Source organism: Macrococcus sp. CoH-51_TC_04 (assembly GCF_058188655.1).
In genome coordinates this window covers 84,096-99,926 of record NZ_JBVGOY010000007.1, presented here as the reverse complement: position 1 = coordinate 99,926, position 15,831 = coordinate 84,096, and the positions used below count along the sequence as shown (strand labels likewise).

The 15,831-nt window shown below is 37.8% G+C and carries 31 protein-coding genes; all 31 read left to right on the top strand.

All coding sequences use genetic code 11. The annotated features are described in order from the left end of the window. The first annotated feature begins 25 nt into the window (after positions 1 to 25). The 31 genes from rplD to ACZ2V4_RS07960 all read left to right on the top strand — a co-directional run bounded on the left by rplD (position 26) and on the right by ACZ2V4_RS07960 (position 15,828). Positions 26 to 649 carry a 50S ribosomal protein L4 gene (rplD, locus tag ACZ2V4_RS08110; protein ID WP_012656107.1) on the top strand — a complete coding sequence of 208 codons (624 nt, stop codon included), beginning with the start codon at positions 26 to 28 and terminating at the stop codon, positions 647 to 649. Further along, positions 649 to 924: a 50S ribosomal protein L23 gene (gene rplW, locus ACZ2V4_RS08105; protein ID WP_012656108.1), complete on the top strand. Its 276-nt coding sequence runs from the start codon at positions 649 to 651 to the stop codon at positions 922 to 924. Before rplD ends, rplW begins: the two co-directional genes overlap by 1 nt. A 34-nt stretch (positions 925 to 958) precedes the next feature. After that, positions 959 to 1,789: a 50S ribosomal protein L2 gene (rplB, locus tag ACZ2V4_RS08100; RefSeq protein WP_219493655.1), complete on the top strand. Its 831-nt coding sequence runs from the start codon at positions 959 to 961 to the stop codon at positions 1,787 to 1,789. A 65-nt stretch (positions 1,790 to 1,854) separates the two neighbouring features. Continuing rightward, entirely contained in the window at positions 1,855 to 2,133 is a 279-nt protein-coding gene (gene rpsS, locus ACZ2V4_RS08095) for a 30S ribosomal protein S19 (RefSeq protein WP_012656110.1), read from the top strand. A 22-nt stretch (positions 2,134 to 2,155) separates the two neighbouring features. Further along, positions 2,156 to 2,530 (top strand): 50S ribosomal protein L22, encoded by a 375-nt coding sequence (rplV, locus tag ACZ2V4_RS08090; RefSeq protein ID WP_133419693.1) that lies wholly within the window; start codon positions 2,156 to 2,158, stop codon positions 2,528 to 2,530. A 25-nt stretch (positions 2,531 to 2,555) separates the two neighbouring features. Continuing rightward, complete coding sequence (gene rpsC / locus ACZ2V4_RS08085) at positions 2,556 to 3,209, top strand: 30S ribosomal protein S3 (RefSeq protein WP_012656112.1); 654 nt, start codon at positions 2,556 to 2,558, stop codon at positions 3,207 to 3,209. Positions 3,210 to 3,211: 2 nt separating this feature from the next. After that, positions 3,212 to 3,646: a 50S ribosomal protein L16 gene (gene rplP, locus ACZ2V4_RS08080; protein ID WP_012656113.1), complete on the top strand. Its 435-nt coding sequence runs from the start codon at positions 3,212 to 3,214 to the stop codon at positions 3,644 to 3,646. Then, entirely contained in the window at positions 3,636 to 3,848 is a 213-nt protein-coding gene (gene rpmC / locus ACZ2V4_RS08075; protein ID WP_041635771.1) for a 50S ribosomal protein L29, read from the top strand. Before rplP ends, rpmC begins: the two co-directional genes overlap by 11 nt. A gap of 22 nt (positions 3,849 to 3,870) precedes the next feature. Then, on the top strand, positions 3,871 to 4,134 hold the full coding sequence (gene rpsQ, locus ACZ2V4_RS08070) for a 30S ribosomal protein S17 (protein WP_012656115.1): 264 nt from the start codon (positions 3,871 to 3,873) through the stop codon (positions 4,132 to 4,134). A gap of 29 nt (positions 4,135 to 4,163) precedes the next feature. Next, entirely contained in the window at positions 4,164 to 4,532 is a 369-nt protein-coding gene (gene rplN / locus ACZ2V4_RS08065) for a 50S ribosomal protein L14 (RefSeq protein WP_086041702.1), read from the top strand. 31 nt (positions 4,533 to 4,563) lie between these two features. Continuing rightward, the gene (gene rplX / locus ACZ2V4_RS08060; RefSeq protein ID WP_012656117.1) at positions 4,564 to 4,872 is read left to right on the top strand and encodes a 50S ribosomal protein L24; all 309 of its coding nucleotides are present in this window, start codon (positions 4,564 to 4,566) and stop codon (positions 4,870 to 4,872) included. Positions 4,873 to 4,895: 23 nt separating this feature from the next. Next, the gene (rplE, locus tag ACZ2V4_RS08055; protein ID WP_012656118.1) at positions 4,896 to 5,435 is read left to right on the top strand and encodes a 50S ribosomal protein L5; all 540 of its coding nucleotides are present in this window, start codon (positions 4,896 to 4,898) and stop codon (positions 5,433 to 5,435) included. 28 nt (positions 5,436 to 5,463) lie between these two features. Next, positions 5,464 to 5,649, top strand: coding sequence for a 30S ribosomal protein S14 (rpsN, locus tag ACZ2V4_RS08050; RefSeq protein ID WP_008356542.1), 186 nt, complete (start codon positions 5,464 to 5,466; stop codon positions 5,647 to 5,649). A gap of 29 nt (positions 5,650 to 5,678) precedes the next feature. After that, complete coding sequence (gene rpsH, locus ACZ2V4_RS08045) at positions 5,679 to 6,077, top strand: 30S ribosomal protein S8 (RefSeq protein WP_012656119.1); 399 nt, start codon at positions 5,679 to 5,681, stop codon at positions 6,075 to 6,077. Positions 6,078 to 6,106: 29 nt separating this feature from the next. After that, positions 6,107 to 6,643 (top strand): 50S ribosomal protein L6, encoded by a 537-nt coding sequence (gene rplF / locus ACZ2V4_RS08040; RefSeq protein WP_219493657.1) that lies wholly within the window; start codon positions 6,107 to 6,109, stop codon positions 6,641 to 6,643. A gap of 27 nt (positions 6,644 to 6,670) precedes the next feature. Continuing rightward, positions 6,671 to 7,033 (top strand): 50S ribosomal protein L18, encoded by a 363-nt coding sequence (rplR, locus tag ACZ2V4_RS08035; protein WP_086041704.1) that lies wholly within the window; start codon positions 6,671 to 6,673, stop codon positions 7,031 to 7,033. Positions 7,034 to 7,051: 18 nt separating this feature from the next. Next, complete coding sequence (rpsE, locus tag ACZ2V4_RS08030; protein ID WP_012656122.1) at positions 7,052 to 7,549, top strand: 30S ribosomal protein S5; 498 nt, start codon at positions 7,052 to 7,054, stop codon at positions 7,547 to 7,549. A 14-nt stretch (positions 7,550 to 7,563) separates the two neighbouring features. Beyond that, complete coding sequence (gene rpmD, locus ACZ2V4_RS08025; protein ID WP_012656123.1) at positions 7,564 to 7,743, top strand: 50S ribosomal protein L30; 180 nt, start codon at positions 7,564 to 7,566, stop codon at positions 7,741 to 7,743. A gap of 29 nt (positions 7,744 to 7,772) precedes the next feature. Beyond that, complete coding sequence (gene rplO / locus ACZ2V4_RS08020) at positions 7,773 to 8,213, top strand: 50S ribosomal protein L15 (protein WP_086037937.1); 441 nt, start codon at positions 7,773 to 7,775, stop codon at positions 8,211 to 8,213. Further along, a complete protein-coding gene (gene secY, locus ACZ2V4_RS08015; RefSeq protein WP_219493660.1) occupies positions 8,213 to 9,502 on the top strand; it encodes a preprotein translocase subunit SecY in 1,290 nt (429 codons plus the stop codon). The genes rplO and secY overlap by 1 nt, the downstream gene beginning before the upstream one ends. Positions 9,503 to 9,519: 17 nt before the next feature. Beyond that, the gene (locus tag ACZ2V4_RS08010; protein ID WP_219493662.1) at positions 9,520 to 10,167 is read left to right on the top strand and encodes an adenylate kinase; all 648 of its coding nucleotides are present in this window, start codon (positions 9,520 to 9,522) and stop codon (positions 10,165 to 10,167) included. Positions 10,168 to 10,221: 54 nt separating this feature from the next. Beyond that, positions 10,222 to 10,503, top strand: coding sequence for a KOW domain-containing RNA-binding protein (locus ACZ2V4_RS08005; protein WP_241427469.1), 282 nt, complete (start codon positions 10,222 to 10,224; stop codon positions 10,501 to 10,503). Between the two features lie 20 nt (positions 10,504 to 10,523). Next, positions 10,524 to 10,742, top strand: a complete 219-nt coding sequence (infA, locus tag ACZ2V4_RS08000) for a translation initiation factor IF-1 (RefSeq protein ID WP_001118443.1) — start codon at positions 10,524 to 10,526, stop codon at positions 10,740 to 10,742. A gap of 35 nt (positions 10,743 to 10,777) precedes the next feature. After that, the gene (rpmJ, locus tag ACZ2V4_RS07995; protein ID WP_003156543.1) at positions 10,778 to 10,891 is read left to right on the top strand and encodes a 50S ribosomal protein L36; all 114 of its coding nucleotides are present in this window, start codon (positions 10,778 to 10,780) and stop codon (positions 10,889 to 10,891) included. A gap of 19 nt (positions 10,892 to 10,910) precedes the next feature. Beyond that, complete coding sequence (gene rpsM, locus ACZ2V4_RS07990) at positions 10,911 to 11,276, top strand: 30S ribosomal protein S13 (protein WP_219493663.1); 366 nt, start codon at positions 10,911 to 10,913, stop codon at positions 11,274 to 11,276. Between the two features lie 20 nt (positions 11,277 to 11,296). Continuing rightward, on the top strand, positions 11,297 to 11,686 hold the full coding sequence (gene rpsK / locus ACZ2V4_RS07985; RefSeq protein ID WP_012656128.1) for a 30S ribosomal protein S11: 390 nt from the start codon (positions 11,297 to 11,299) through the stop codon (positions 11,684 to 11,686). 80 nt (positions 11,687 to 11,766) lie between these two features. Further along, on the top strand, positions 11,767 to 12,711 hold the full coding sequence (locus ACZ2V4_RS07980; protein WP_219493664.1) for a DNA-directed RNA polymerase subunit alpha: 945 nt from the start codon (positions 11,767 to 11,769) through the stop codon (positions 12,709 to 12,711). Positions 12,712 to 12,729: 18 nt separating this feature from the next. After that, positions 12,730 to 13,098 carry a 50S ribosomal protein L17 gene (gene rplQ / locus ACZ2V4_RS07975; RefSeq protein ID WP_012656130.1) on the top strand — a complete coding sequence of 123 codons (369 nt, stop codon included), beginning with the start codon at positions 12,730 to 12,732 and terminating at the stop codon, positions 13,096 to 13,098. Between the two features lie 267 nt (positions 13,099 to 13,365). After that, complete coding sequence (locus ACZ2V4_RS07970; protein ID WP_283722253.1) at positions 13,366 to 14,187, top strand: energy-coupling factor transporter ATPase; 822 nt, start codon at positions 13,366 to 13,368, stop codon at positions 14,185 to 14,187. Continuing rightward, a complete protein-coding gene (locus ACZ2V4_RS07965) occupies positions 14,184 to 15,038 on the top strand; it encodes an energy-coupling factor transporter ATPase (protein ID WP_420496313.1) in 855 nt (284 codons plus the stop codon). The genes ACZ2V4_RS07970 and ACZ2V4_RS07965 overlap by 4 nt, the downstream gene beginning before the upstream one ends. Continuing rightward, positions 15,031 to 15,828, top strand: coding sequence for an energy-coupling factor transporter transmembrane component T family protein (locus ACZ2V4_RS07960; protein WP_490514716.1), 798 nt, complete (start codon positions 15,031 to 15,033; stop codon positions 15,826 to 15,828). The genes ACZ2V4_RS07965 and ACZ2V4_RS07960 overlap by 8 nt, the downstream gene beginning before the upstream one ends. Positions 15,829 to 15,831: the final 3 nt, after the last annotated feature.

Here is a 15,831-nt window from a genome sequence, read left to right as displayed (position 1 = left end):
ATCTGCGAAAGGAGGAAATAACATAATGGCTAATTATGATGTATTAAAAGTAGATGGAACAAAAGCGGGTTCAATCGAATTAAACGATAACGTATTCGGAATCGAACCTAATCAACATGTATTATTCGAAGCGATCAACTTACAAAGAGCTTCAATGCGTCAAGGTACTCACGCAGTCAAAAATCGTTCAGCAGTGAGCGGTGGTGGACGTAAACCTTGGAAACAAAAAGGTACAGGTCGTGCACGTCAAGGTACAATCCGTGCGCCACAATGGCGTGGTGGTGGTATCGTATTCGGACCAACACCAAGAAGTTATTCATACAAAATGCCTAAGAAAATGCGTCGTTTAGCTTTACGTTCTGCTTTATCAGCGAAAGTACAAGAAAACGCATTTACAGTTTTAGAATCATTAACATTTGATGCTCCTAAAACAAAAGAATTCAAAAACATGACAACAACTTTAGAATTACCTAAAAAGGTATTGTTTGTCGTTGAAGCTGAAGATGTAAACGTAGCTTTATCAGCACGTAACATTCCTGGCGTAACTGTTATTACTACTACTGGCTTAAACGTATTAGATATCGTTCATGCGAACCAAGTAGTAATGACTAAAGGTGCAGTTGAAAAAGTAGAGGAGGTGCTTGGTTAATGGAAAATCGCGATATTATTAAGCGCCCCGTTATCACTGAACGTTCATCTGAACAAATGGCACAAGATAAATACACTTTTGATGTAGATACACGTGCTAACAAAACACAAATCAAAATTGCAATTGAAGATATCTTCAATGTAAAAGTTGATAAAGTAAACGTTATGAACTACAAAGCTAAGAAAAAACGTGTTGGCCGTTACAACGGTTACACAAACAAAAGAAGAAAAGCGATCGTAACTTTAAAAGAAGGTTCAATCGACTTCTTCAACTAAAATAAACATTTACCATTAAGGAGGTAAAACGACAATGGCAATTAAACATTATAAGCCAATAACAAACGGTCGTCGTAATATGACAGGTTCAGATTTCGCTGAAATTACGTCAACGTCACCTGAAAAGTCATTACTTGCTCCCCTTCCGAGAAAAGCGGGACGTAATAACCAAGGTAAGTTAACTGTACGTCACAGAGGTGGCGGTCATAAGCGTCAATACCGTATTATTGATTTCAAACGTAATAAAGATGGTATCCCTGCGAAAGTGGCAACGATCGAGTACGATCCAAACCGTTCAGCAAATATCGCATTATTACATTACTTAGATGGTGAGAAACGTTACATCATCGCACCTAAAGGTTTAACTGTAGGAACTCAAGTAGTTAACGGACCAGAAGCAGATATTAAAGTAGGTAACTGTTTACCACTTCAAAATATCCCAGTTGGTACAGTTATCCACAATATTGAGTTAAAACCTGGTAAAGGTGGACAATTAGTACGTTCTGCTGGAGCAAGTGCTCAAGTACTTGGTAAAGAAGGTAAATACGTATTAGTTCGCTTAAAATCTGGTGAAGTTCGTATGATTCTATCAAGTTGCCGTGCTACAATCGGTCAAGTTGGTAATGAACAACATGAATTAATCAACATCGGTAAAGCTGGACGTTCAAGATGGAAAGGTATCCGTCCTACAGTTCGTGGTTCTGTAATGAACCCTAACGATCACCCACACGGTGGTGGTGAAGGTCGTACTTCAATCGGTCGTCCATCTCCAATGTCACCATGGGGTAAACCAACTCTTGGTAAGAAAACTCGTAAGAAGAAAAACCGTTCTAACAAACTTATCGTTCGTGGACGTAAAAAATAATAATAACTTACTCAAGTTAGCGGCCTAGCCGCTAACGTAGCAGTAAGAATGAGGGAGGCGCCATAATGGCTCGTAGTCTTAAAAAAGGACCTTTCATCGATGATCACTTAATGAAAAAAGTTGAAGCATTAGAGGAAGGCGGCAAAAAAACAGTAATCAAAACTTGGTCACGTCGCTCTACAATTTTCCCAAACTTTATTGGACACACTATCGCAGTATACGATGGTCGTAAACACGTACCTGTATACGTAACTGAAGATATGGTTGGACATAAATTAGGAGAATTCGCACCTACACGTACTTACAAAGGTCACGGTGCAGACGACAAGAAAACTAAACGCTAATTTCAGATAAGGAGGAATAACCATGGAAGCAAAAGCGGTTGCAAGAACAATCAGAATCGCACCTCGTAAAGTGAGATTAGTTTTAGATCTTATCAGAGGTAAAGAAGTAGCGGAAGCTATTGCTATTTTAAAATTAACAAATAAAGCATCATCACCAGTAGTTGAAAAGTTATTAATGTCAGCATTAGCAAATGCAGAACATAACTATGATATGAATATCGATACTTTAGTTGTTAAAGAAGCTTATGCAAACGAAGGACCAACTTTAAAACGTTTCCGTCCACGTGCACAAGGTCGTGCAAGTGCCATCAATAAACGTACAAGCCACATCACTATCGTTGTAGCTGATAAAGAAGTTAAAACTTCAAACACTGAAGCTCAAGAAGAAGCAAAATAATATATCTCATTAAGGAGGGAATACAGTGGGTCAAAAAATTAATCCAATCGGACTTCGTGTCGGAATTATTCGTGACTGGGATGCGAAATGGTTTGCAGAAAAAGATTTCGCAACTTTATTACATGAAGACTTAAAAGTTCGTAAATATATCGAAGAAAACTTAAAAGACGCTTCTGTTTCTCGTGTAGAAATCGAACGCGCAGCAAATCGCGTAAACATCGCTATCCACACTGGTAAACCTGGTATGGTTATCGGTAAAGGCGGTTCAGAAATTGAAAAATTACGTAACAACTTAAACAGCTTAACTGGTAAACGTGTTCACATTAACGTTGTAGAAGTTAAGAAAGTTGATATGGATGCAAGATTAGTAGCGGAAAACATTGCACGTCAATTAGAAAACCGTGTATCATTCCGTCGTGCTCAAAAACAAGCGATCCAACGTGCTATGAAGTTAGGTGCTAAAGGTATCAAGACTCAAGTATCAGGACGTTTAGGCGGCGCAGACATCGCGCGTGCTGAACAATATTCAGAAGGAACTGTTCCACTTCATACATTACGTGCTGACATCGATTATGCACATGCTGAAGCAGACACTACTTACGGTAAACTTGGTGTTAAAGTATGGATCTATCGTGGAGAAGTTCTTCCTACAAAGAAGTCTAGTGAAGGAGGAAAATAATAATGTTATTACCAAAACGTGTAAAATACCGTCGTCAACATAGACCTAAAACAACTGGTCGTTCAAAAGGCGGAAACGAAGTAACATTTGGTGAATATGGTTTACAAGCAACAACAGCTGCTTGGATCACTTCTCGTCAAATTGAATCAGCTCGTATTGCAATGACTCGTTACATGAAACGTGGCGGAAAAGTCTGGATTAAAATTTTCCCTCACACACCTTACACTAAAAAACCTTTAGAAGTACGTATGGGTTCTGGTAAAGGTGCAGTTGAAGGATGGGTAGCAGTAGTAAAACCTGGACGTATTATGTTTGAAATCGCGGGTGTACCTGAAGAAGTAGCACGCGAAGCATTACGTTTAGCATCTCACAAACTACCAGTGAAAACTAAGTTTGTAAAACGTGAAGAATTGGGTGGTGACACAAATGAAAGCTAAGGAAATTAGAGATTTAACCACTTCAGAAATTGAAACTAAAGTAAAGTCGCTTAAAGAGGAACTTTTCAACCTACGCTTTCAGTTAGCTACAGGTCAACTTGAAAATACAGCACGTATTCGCGAAGTTAAAAAATCAATCGCGCGTATGAAAACTGTTGTACGTGAAAGAGAAATCGAGCAACAAAAAACTGAACAAAAATAATTTTTGATAGGAGGGTACTCTTGTGAGCGAAAGAAACAATCGTAAAGTCTACACAGGTAAAGTTGTATCTGACAAAATGGATAAAACAATCACAGTTGTAGTAGAAACTTACAAAACACATTCTTTATACGGCAAACGTGTAAAGTATTCTAAAAAATACAAAGCACATGATGAAAACAATACAGCTAAAATGGGCGATATCGTTAAGATTATGGAAACACGTCCTTTATCAGCTACAAAACGCTTCCGTTTAGTAGAAGTTGTTGAAGAATCAGTAATCATTTAATAAGAAATTAGATAAAGGAGGTAACTCGAATGATCCAACAAGAATCACGCTTAAAAGTAGCAGATAACTCTGGTGCTCGTGAAGTATTAACTATTAAAGTATTAGGCGGATCTGGCCGTAAAACAGCTAACATTGGTGACGTAATCGTATGTACAGTTAAAAATGCTACACCAGGTGGCGTTGTTAAAAAGGGTGACGTTGTTAAAGCTGTTATCGTTCGTACTAAATCTGGTGTTCGTCGTAATGACGGTTCATACATCAAATTTGATGAGAACGCTTGTGTTATCATCCGTGATGACAAAGGACCTCGTGGAACACGTATCTTCGGACCTGTTGCACGTGAATTACGTGAAGGTAACTTCATGAAAATCGTATCATTAGCACCTGAAGTATTATAATAAACACTAATTAAGAGGAGGTGTCTACGACATGCATATTAAAAAAGGCGACAAAGTTATCGTTATCACAGGTAAAGATAAAGGTAAAACAGGAACTGTAATTGAAGCACTTCCTAAAAGAGATCGCGTAGTTGTTGAAGGTGTTAACATCGTAAAAAAACACCAAAAACCTACTCAAATGAATCCTGAAGGCGGCATCACAGAATTCGAAGCTGCAATTCATGTTTCAAATGTTATGTTATTAGATCCAAAGACAAACAAACCAACACGTGTTGGTACAAAGATAGAAGACGGTAAAAAAGTACGTGTAGCAAAGAAATCTGGAGAAATCATTAAATAATTATCTGGAAGGAGGTTCTCACATTGACACGTTTAAAAGAAAAATTCTTAAATGAAATCACTCCTGAAATGATGAAAAAGTTTGAATACTCATCAATCATGGAAGTGCCAAAAATTGAAAAAATCGTAGTAAACATGGGTATCGGTGATGCAGTTCAAAACTCTAAAGTTTTAGACTCAGCAGTTGAAGAACTACAAGCAATCACAGGTCAAAAACCAATGGTTACTAAAGCAAAAAAATCAATCGCAACATTCCGTTTACGTGAAGGTATGCCTATTGGGGCTAAAGTTACTTTACGTGGCGAAAGAATGTATGAATTCTTTGATAAATTAGTTAACGTTTCATTACCTCGTGTACGTGACTTCCGTGGTATTTCAAACAAAGCGTTTGATGGTCGCGGTAACTACACATTAGGTGTAAAAGAACAATTAATTTTCCCTGAAATCGATTATGATAAAGTAAGTAAAACACGTGGAATGGATATTGTTATCGTAACGACTGCTAACACTGACGAGGAAGCTCGTGAATTGTTAACACAATTCGGTATGCCATTTCAAAAGTAATCTCTAATATAAAAGGAGGCTAAATTTAGTGGCTAAAAAATCAATGATCGCTAAACAACAGCGTAAACAAAAGTTTAAAGTACAAGAATATACTCGTTGTGAACGTTGCGGACGTCCGCACTCAGTAATACGCAAATTCAAACTTTGCCGTATTTGTTTCCGTGAATTAGCTTATAAAGGTCAGATACCTGGCGTTAAAAAAGCAAGCTGGTAAAATTCAAACCTGAAAGGAGGATATTTTAAATGACTATGTCAGATCCAATCGCAGATATGCTAACTCGCGTACGTAACGCAAACATGGTACGTCACGAGAAATTAGAATTACCTGCATCAAACATCAAAAAAGAAATTGCTGAAATCCTTAAACGTGAAGGATTCGTAAAAAGTGTTGAATATATCGAAGATGACAAACAAGGTGTTATCCGTATGTTCTTAAAATACGGTGCTAACAACGAACGTGTTATCACTGGTTTAAAACGTATTTCAAAACCTGGTTTACGTGTTTACGCTAAAGCTGATGAATTACCAAAAGTCTTAAATGGTTTAGGTATTGCATTAGTTTCAACTTCTGAAGGTGTATTAACTGATAAAGAAGCGCGTCAACGTAATATTGGTGGAGAAGTATTAGCTTACATCTGGTAAGAATTAATTAAAGAAGGAGGTGCCGACAAATGAGTCGTGTTGGTAAAAAGATTATTGACATCCCAAGTGGTGTTGAAATTAAAATCGACGGTAATACTGTTACAGTTAAAGGACCTAAAGGTGAATTAACGCGTACATTTAACGAAGAAATGACATATAAATTAGAAGACAATACTTTAGAAGTAGTTCGTCCATCTGATTCTAAAGCTCATAAAACAATCCACGGAACTACTCGTGCTTTAATCGCAAACATGGTTGAAGGTGTTTCTAAAGGATTCGAAAAGAACTTAGAATTAATCGGGGTTGGTTACCGTGCACAAATGCAAGGTAAAAACTTAATCCTTAACGTTGGATACTCTCATCCTATCGAAATCGTGGCTGAAGAAGGCATTACTTTATCAGTAGATAAAAACACGAAAGTAAAAGTTGAAGGTATTTCTAAAGAGCGTGTTGGAGCAATTGCTTCAAACATCCGTGCTACTCGTCCACCAGAGCCTTACAAAGGTAAAGGGGTTCGTTACGAAGGCGAATATGTTCGTCGTAAAGAAGGTAAAACTGGTAAGTAATCTCTAAAATAGGAAAGGAGAATATTCATGATCACTAAAATCGATAAGAATAAAGTGCGTATGAAAAGACACGCTCGTGTACGTAGCAGATTAGCTGGAACTACTGAGCGTCCACGTTTAAACGTATATCGTTCAAACAAACACATCTATGCACAAGTGATTGATGACGTTAAAGGTGTAACTTTAGCTCAAGCATCAACACAAGATAAAAACTTAGGACTTGAAACAACTTCTAACGTAGAAGCTGCAGCTAAAGTTGGCGAAGCAGTAGCAAAGTTAGCAGTTGAAAAAGGCGTTAAAGCAGTTGTATTTGACCGTGGAGGATACTTATTCCATGGACGTGTGAAAGCATTAGCTGATGCAGCTCGTGAAAACGGTCTAGAATTTTAATAAAAGGAGGAACTCTTAATGCGTCGTGAAAAAGAAGTTAAAGAATTTGAAGAACGCGTAGTAACGATCAACCGTGTATCTAAAGTTGTTAAGGGTGGACGTCGTATGCGTTTCACTGCTTTAGTTGTTGTCGGTGACAAAAATGGTCGCGTTGGTTTCGGTACTGGTAAAGCTCAAGAAGTACCAGAAGCAATTAAGAAAGCAATTGAAGATGCTAAGAAAAACTTAATCACTGTTCCTCGTGTGAAAGGTACTACACCTCACGAAGTTACAGGAAGATTTGGTGCAGGAAGCGTATTAATTAAGCCGGCAGCACCTGGTACAGGAGTTATCGCTGGTGGACCAGTCCGTGCCGTGTTAGAATTAGCAGGTATTACTGACATTCTTTCTAAATCTTTAGGATCTAACACACCAATCAACATGGTTCGCGCTACTGTTGAAGGTTTAAAAGAACTTAAAGTTGCTGAAGATGTTGCAAAATTACGTGGTAAATCAGTCGAAGAATTATACAATTAAGGAGGGCATTCAAAATGGCTAAAATTCAAATCACCCTCACTCGTAGTATCATCGGTCGTCCTGAGACACAACGTAAAACTGTTAAAGCTCTTGGTTTAACTAAGATGCATTCATCAGTAGAAGTTGAAGACAACCCTGCGATTCGTGGGCAAATTAACAAAGTAAGTCACTTAGTGACAGTTAAAGAATTATAATATAATTATCAATAAAAGGAGGTGCCGAAATGAAATTACATGAAATGAAACCAGTTGAAGGTGCTCGTAAAGAACGCAACCGCGTTGGTCGTGGTATGGCTTCAGGTAATGGTAAAACAAGTGGTCGTGGACACAAAGGGCAAAAGGCTCGTTCAGGTGGAGGCGTACGCTTAGGTTTCGAAGGTGGACAATTACCTTTATTCCGTCGTTTACCAAAACGTGGATTTACTAACATCAACCGTAAAGACTATGCGATTGTTAACTTAGATCAATTAAATCGTTTCGAAGATGGTACAGAGATTACTCCAGCATTATTAATTGAAACAGGTGTTGTTTCTAACGAAAAATCTGGAATCAAAGTATTAGGAAACGGTGAATTATCTAAGAAATTAACAGTAAAAGCTCACAAATTCTCAGCTTCTGCTAAAGAAGCAATCGAAGGTAAGGGCGGAACAACTGAGGTGATCTAATGTTCAGAACATTTATCAATTTCTTTAGAACTAAAGAAATTCGTAGCAAGATCATGTTTACACTCGCAATGTTAATTATCTTTAAAATCGGAACTTATATTCCGGTGCCTGGTGTTAATCCATCAGCATTTGAAAGTCAAACCAACAAAGGTATCACTGACTTGTTCAATACCTTTGGTGGTGGTGCACTTAAAAACTTCTCAATACTCGCGATGGGGATTATGCCTTATATCACTGCATCAATCGTAGTTCAGTTATTACAGATGGATGTCGTCCCGAAATTTACTGAATGGTCAAAGCAAGGTGAAGTGGGTCGTAAAAAGCTAACACAGTTTACACGTTACTTCACGATTATACTGGCTTTCATTCAAGGGTTTGGTATGAGCTATAGTTTCAACAATATGCTTGGAGGTCAATTGATCACCAACTCAAACGTATGGAACTTCCTACTTATCGCTATTGTATTAACAGCTGGTACCGCATTCTTAATGTGGTTAGGAGAACAAATTACAGTCCGTGGTGTAGGTAATGGTATTTCAATTATTATCTTCGGTGGTATACTATCATCTATTCCATCATCATTAACTCAGTATTATCAACAACGTTTTGTAGGTGCTGATGACACGACGATGGCGATTATAGAAGCAATCGGAATATTGGTTGGTATGATTATCTTAACTGCAATCGCTGTATTCTTCTTACAAGCTATACGTAAGATTCCTATTCAATATGCAAAAAGAACAACGACAAATCGTTTAGCACCACAAGCTACTTTTTTACCTTTAAAAGTAAATTCAGCAGGTGTTATTCCAGTTATCTTCGCGATGGCATTCTTTATGCTACCTAAGACGTTACAGTTATTGTTCCCTAAAGCTGAGTGGGCGAAGACGTTAGCGACACATTCTGATCCGGCACAACCAATTGGTATGGTTGTTTATGTGATACTAATTATTTTATTTGCTTATTTTTATGCATTTGTGCAGGTTAATCCTGAACAAATGGCAGATAATTTAAGAAAGCAAGGTAGTTACGTACCAGGTATTCGTCCTGGTAAGAACACACAAAACTATATTACGAGAGTTCTTTATCGCTTAACTTTCGTTGGGTCAATTTTCTTAGCTGCAATTGCAGTATTACCTTTACTCGTTTCTGATTTCTTAAATCTACCACAGGCACTACGCATTGGTGGTACAAGTTTATTAATCGTAATCGGGGTAGCGTTAGAAACAATTGCACAATTAAAAGCTCAACTTGGTCAGCGTGAATATAGAGGATTCAAAAGACGTTAATGTCTGGAGGGCATTTTATGAATATCATTTTAATGGGCTTACCTGGAGCAGGTAAAGGAACTCAAGCGAGTGAAATTATTAAGAAATACCCGATTCCCCATATTTCTACTGGAGATATGTTTAGAGCTGCTATCAAGAACAACACCGAACTTGGACAAAAGGCAAAAAGCTTTATGGACAACGGTGAACTTGTTCCTGATGAAGTGACAATTGGTATCGTTCGTGAAAGATTATTAGAAGAAGATGCTAAGCGCGGATTTTTACTTGATGGTTTTCCAAGAACAGTTGAACAAGCTGTTGCATTGAATGACATGTTAGCAGAAGCTGATCGCAAGATTGAAGCAGTTGTTAATATTGACGTTCAAGAAGAAGAGCTGATGAATCGTCTGACAGGACGACGCATTTGTGAAACTTGTGGAACAACTTATCATTTAGTATTTAATCCACCTAAAGTAGAAGGTATCTGTGATATCGACGGTGGTAAATTATATCAACGTGCAGATGACAATCCTGAAACAGTTCGAAATCGTTTAGATGTTAATATCAAACAAACGAAACCACTTGTTGATTTTTACACTGAACAAGGTGTATTATTTAATATTGACGGTTCGAAAGATATTAAGGATGTTACTGCTGAAGTTGAAGCTGTTTTACAAAAGCTTTAATCGTTTACCTAGAATTCACCTCTTTGGTGAGATACAAGCGTGGATGTGATCAGTTTGAATCAAGCGAACATTGGTCAAATTGTCACGATAACTCGTGGCAAAGATAAAGGACTATATGGAGTAATTATTTCTATTATTGATCAACGATTTGTACTTGTTGCAGATGGAGATAAACGGAAGATGAAACATCCTAAGAAAAAGAACCTGTCGCATTTAATACTAAGTGATGTTATCTCACCTGAAATTAAATCGAGTATTTCTGAAACAGGTTTTGTAACAGACGCTAAATTACGTTACGTTTTGCAAAAATATACCGCTCGAATTTCGGAATCTTGATAAAAAGGGGGAATTTGATAATGGCTAAACAAGATGTAATTGAATTAGAAGGTACTGTACTTGATACTTTACCAAATGCAATGTTTAAAGTAGAATTAGAAAATGGTCATGAGATCTTAGCGCATGTTAGCGGTAAAATTCGTATGAACTATATCCGTATTCTACCTGGCGACAAAGTAACAGTAGAAATGAGTCCCTACGATTTAACTCGTGGACGCATTACGTATCGTTATAAATAATAAGAACTCCAATATTAAATTAGGAGGTAAGAAACATGAAAGTAAGACCATCAGTTAAACCCATTTGTGAAAAATGTAAAGTTATTCGCAGAAAAGGTAAAGTAATGGTAATTTGTGAAAATCCGAAACACAAACAAAAACAAGGATAAGAAAATGGAGGTGTAATAAATGGCACGTATCGCAGGTGTAGACGTACCACGTGAGAAACGCGTAGTTATCGCATTAACTTACATTTATGGTATTGGTAGAACTTCGGCACAAAAAATTCTAGCAGAAGCTAACGTTTCTGAAGATACTCGTGTGCGCGATTTAACAGAAGACGAGTTAGGTAGAATCCGTGAAAGCGTTGATGGATACAAAGTAGAAGGGGATCTTCGTCGTGAAGTGAACTTAAACATCAAACGTTTAATGGAGATTGCATCATATAGAGGTATTCGTCACCGTCGTGGTTTACCAACACGTGGACAAAATACTAAAAACAATGCACGTACTCGTAAAGGTCCAGTTAAGACTGTGGCTAACAAGAAGAAATAAAAAGTAAAGGAGTGAGCTAAATGGCACGTAAACAAGTATCACGTAAGCGTAGAGTGAAAAAGAATATTGAAAACGGTGTTGCACACATCCGTTCAACATTCAACAATACAATCGTAACAATTACTGATGAATTCGGTAATGCTTTATCATGGTCATCTGCTGGTGCATTAGGTTTCAGAGGTTCTCGTAAATCTACACCATTCGCAGCTCAAATGGCTTCAGAAACTGCTTCTAAAGCAGCAATGGAACATGGCTTAAAAACTGTAGAAGTAACTGTTAAAGGACCTGGTCAAGGTCGTGAAGCAGCAATTCGTGCGTTACAATCAGCTGGTTTAGAAATTACAGCAATTAAAGACGTTACTCCAGTTCCACATAACGGTTGTCGTCCACCGAAACGTCGTCGCGTATAATTTTCAATTAGTATCAAGGACACTTATAATAGTATATAGGACTAAAAAAATTATTCGACGTTGTTGAAGGAGGATATATAATGATTGAAATCGAAAAGCCTAGAATTGAGACAGTAGAAATTAGTGAAGATTCTAAATTCGGTAAATTCGTAGTTGAACCGTTAGAACGTGGTTATGGTACAACATTAGGAAACTCCTTACGTCGTATCTTATTATCTTCATTACCAGGTGCGGCTGTTAAGAACATTGAAATCGAAGGCGTATTACATGAATTTTCAGCGGTTGAAAACGTAGTTGAAGATGTTACATCAATTATCATGAACATTAAGAAGCTAGCGCTTAAAATCTATTCTGATGAAGATAAAACGTTAGAAATCGATGTTAAAGATGAAGGTGTCGTTACTGCTAAAGATATCATGCACGACAGCGATGTTGAAATTTTAAATCCAGATTTAAAAATCGCAACAGTATCTAAAGGTGGACACTTAAAAATGCGTTTAATTGCAAATGCAGGACGCGGTTACACTTTAGCTGAAGAAAATAACACAAGTGATTTACCAATTGGGGTTATTCCAGTTGATTCAATCTACACACCAGTTGAACGTGTAAACTACCAGGTAGAGAATACACGTGTGGGTCAAAGTACGAACTTTGACAAATTAACATTAGATGTATGGACTGACGGATCAATCACACCACAAGAAGCAATTTCTTTAGGTGCCAAGATTATGACAGAACATTTAAATATCTTCGTTGATTTAACTGATGAAGCACAAAATGCTGAAATCATGATTGAAAAAGAAGAAGATCACAAAGAAAAAGTTCTAGAGATGTCTATAGAAGAACTTGATTTATCAGTTCGTTCTTATAACTGTCTGAAACGTGCAGGTATTAATTCTGTTCAGGAATTAGCTGACAAATCAGAAGCTGATATGATGAAAGTTCGTAACTTAGGACGCAAGTCTTTAGAAGAAGTTAAGTTCAAATTAGAAGACTTAGGTCTTGGATTAAGAAAAGAAGACTGATAAAGGAGGTTACGATTCATGGGTTACAGAAAATTAGGACGTACGTCTGATCAACGTAAAGCAATGTTACGCGACTTAGCAACTTCTTTAATCGTTAACGAGCGTATCGAAACGACTGAAGCGCGTGCAAAAGAATTACGTAAAATCGTAGAAAAATTAATTACTTTAGGTAAACGTGGAGATTTACATGCGCGTCGTCAAGCAGCTACTGTATTACGTCGTGTTGAAATTTTAAACGAAGATGAAACTACGCAATTCGCAATTCAAAAATTATTCACTGATATCGCGCCACGTTACACTGAGCGTCAAGGTGGATACACTAGAACTATGAAAGTTGGACCACGTCGTGGAGACGGTTCAGAGATGGTAATCATCGAATTAGTTTAATCAGTAAATTATCAAGAATATGGATTCACTTATCTTACACATACACACACTTTAAGCAAATGAGTGCAACGATAATGTTTGCCACACACAGATATTGTCTAGCTCAGAGTAGCCTGCCAAATTGAATAACCACTTGCGTGAACTCAACTGGCAGGGTGCGCGCTTTTTTTCATTAAACCTGGCATCCCGGGTTTTTTGTTTTATATAGCTATTTTTTGTGTTAAATGTCTGATGGATGTTTAACAGAGAATATAGCATGTTATACTAATGAAAAAGATTCGAGGTGATAATATGCAGTCTGCTGTCGTAGTAAATCATTTATCTTATCGTTATGAAGATGGCCCATATGTACTGAACGATGTGTCCTTTACAATTGAACATGGAGAATGGATATCCATCGTAGGACATAATGGATCTGGAAAGTCGACGTTACTTAAACTTATGGGTGCAATCATGCCAATCACTGAAGGTGAAGTCTATATAAATGGTATCAATGTGACTGAAGATACATTTAGCGATGTTCATGAAAAGGTTGGAATCGTGTTTCAAAATCCAGATAATCAATTCGTTGGTGCAACTGTTGAAGATGACGTTGCGTTTGGACTGGAGAACTATGGTATTCCTTACGATGAAATGCATAAAAGCGTTTTGAATGCACTGAATGATGTCGATATGGGTGCATATTTAACACACGAACCCCATCACTTATCTGGCGGGCAGAAACAACGTGTTGCAATTGCAGGTGTCATTGCATTGAGTCCAAATATTATTATATTAGATGAAGCGACAAGTATGCTAGATCCTGAGGGCAGAATAGAAATATTAGAAGTGATTCGTAAATTACAACGTGAGAAGAACTTAACAGTTATACATATTACGCATCACCTAGAAGAAACGCTTCAGAGTGATCGTATATTGGTGATGAATAAAGGTTCACTTGTTTTATGTGGGACACCTGAAGAAATATATACCCATAGTGAGGCTTTAATCGATATAGGGCTTGACCTGCCATTTGAGATGAAACTGAATCGGTTGATTTTTAACGAAGATGTGTTTGTTACAGAAATGGAGCTGCTGAACAAATTATGACGATTACATTAAATAACTTAGGCTATTATTATTCAAAAGGGACTCCATTTGAAGTGCGTGCCCTCTATAATATCGATATGCATATTGAAGCACATATGTTTTATGGCATAATCGGCCACACAGGCTCTGGAAAGTCGACTGTTATTCAGCATTTCAATGCGCTCGTTAAGCCAACTGAAGGTAGTATTACGATAGATGGACTAACCATTACAGGTAAGACAAAGAATAAATACTTAAAACCGATCCGTAAGAAAGTTGGCATGGTCTTTCAATTTGCTGAACAGCAATTATTTGAAGAAACTGTGCTAAAAGATATTATGTTCGGACCGCTCAATTACGGAGTAGCACCAGAAGACGCTAAAGCACGTGCATACGAGCTTGTAAAACAATTTGGTATGGAAGAGTCCATATTAAATAAGAGCCCGTTTGAGCTCTCAGGAGGGCAAATGAGACGTATTGCGATAATGGGCGTGCTTGCAATGAATCCGGACGTGCTGATTCTTGATGAACCTACTGCGGGGCTCGACCCGAAAGGACAGCAGGAAATTATGGAGATGTTTCATCAATTACAGCGTGAATTAAACATTACTGTTATCCTTGTGACCCACCAGATGGAGCAGGCAGCCCGCTGTGATTATCTTTATGTTATGCATCAAGGCACTGTTGTTGAGGAAGGGACACCTGAAGCAATATTCAGCAAAGATCTATCATATTATGATATCCATCCACCACATATTGTTACTTTGCAACGACAAGTTGAAGCGAAACACAATATAAAGTTTCCGAAGCTTGCACTCAATATAGAAACGTTTGCAGATATGTATAAGGACTGGAGGGAATCCAATGCTTGATAAGATGATTCTCGGACGCTTTGTGCCTTTGCAGAGCTTTGTGCATCGGTTAGACCCGCGCATGAAGATGATCTTCGTCTTTATAATGATGATCTTAATTTTCTTGATGAATAACTGGCAGTCCTATGCAGTAGGCATTATCCTGATATTCATCATACTGAAGGCATCTAACTTATCGTTTATGTTTTTGTTCAACGGATTAAAACCAATACTATTCTTACTCATCTTTACATTGCTCATGCACGTCTTCTTAACAAAAGGAGGTGCGACACTCGTTGATTACGGCATCATTAACATTCAGTCACAAGGGGTAATAATGGGGATTATGATCAGTTTCCGCTTTATACTCATTGTCTTCTTAACGACGATTATGACACTGACAACGAGCCCGATTGCACTCACAGATGCAATAGAATCTATACTTAAACCGTTTAAGAGGCTGAAACTCCCGGTTCATGAACTGGCACTGATGATGAGTATTGCGCTGCGTTTTATACCGACACTTATGGATGAAACACAAAAAGTGATGAAAGCACAAATGTCACGTGGTAGTGATATGACAGCAGGAACGCTTAAAGAGCGTATCAAAGCGGTAATACCATTACTTGTACCACTCTTCGTGTCCGCATTCAAACGCGCAGAAGATTTAGCCATCGCAATGGAAGTGAGAGGGTATAAAGGGGATGTCGGTCGTACGAAATATCGTAAACTCGACTGGCATACATATGACACCTTGTCACTCTTAACACTCATACCGATAACATTACTCATCCTTTATTTAAAAAATTAGGAG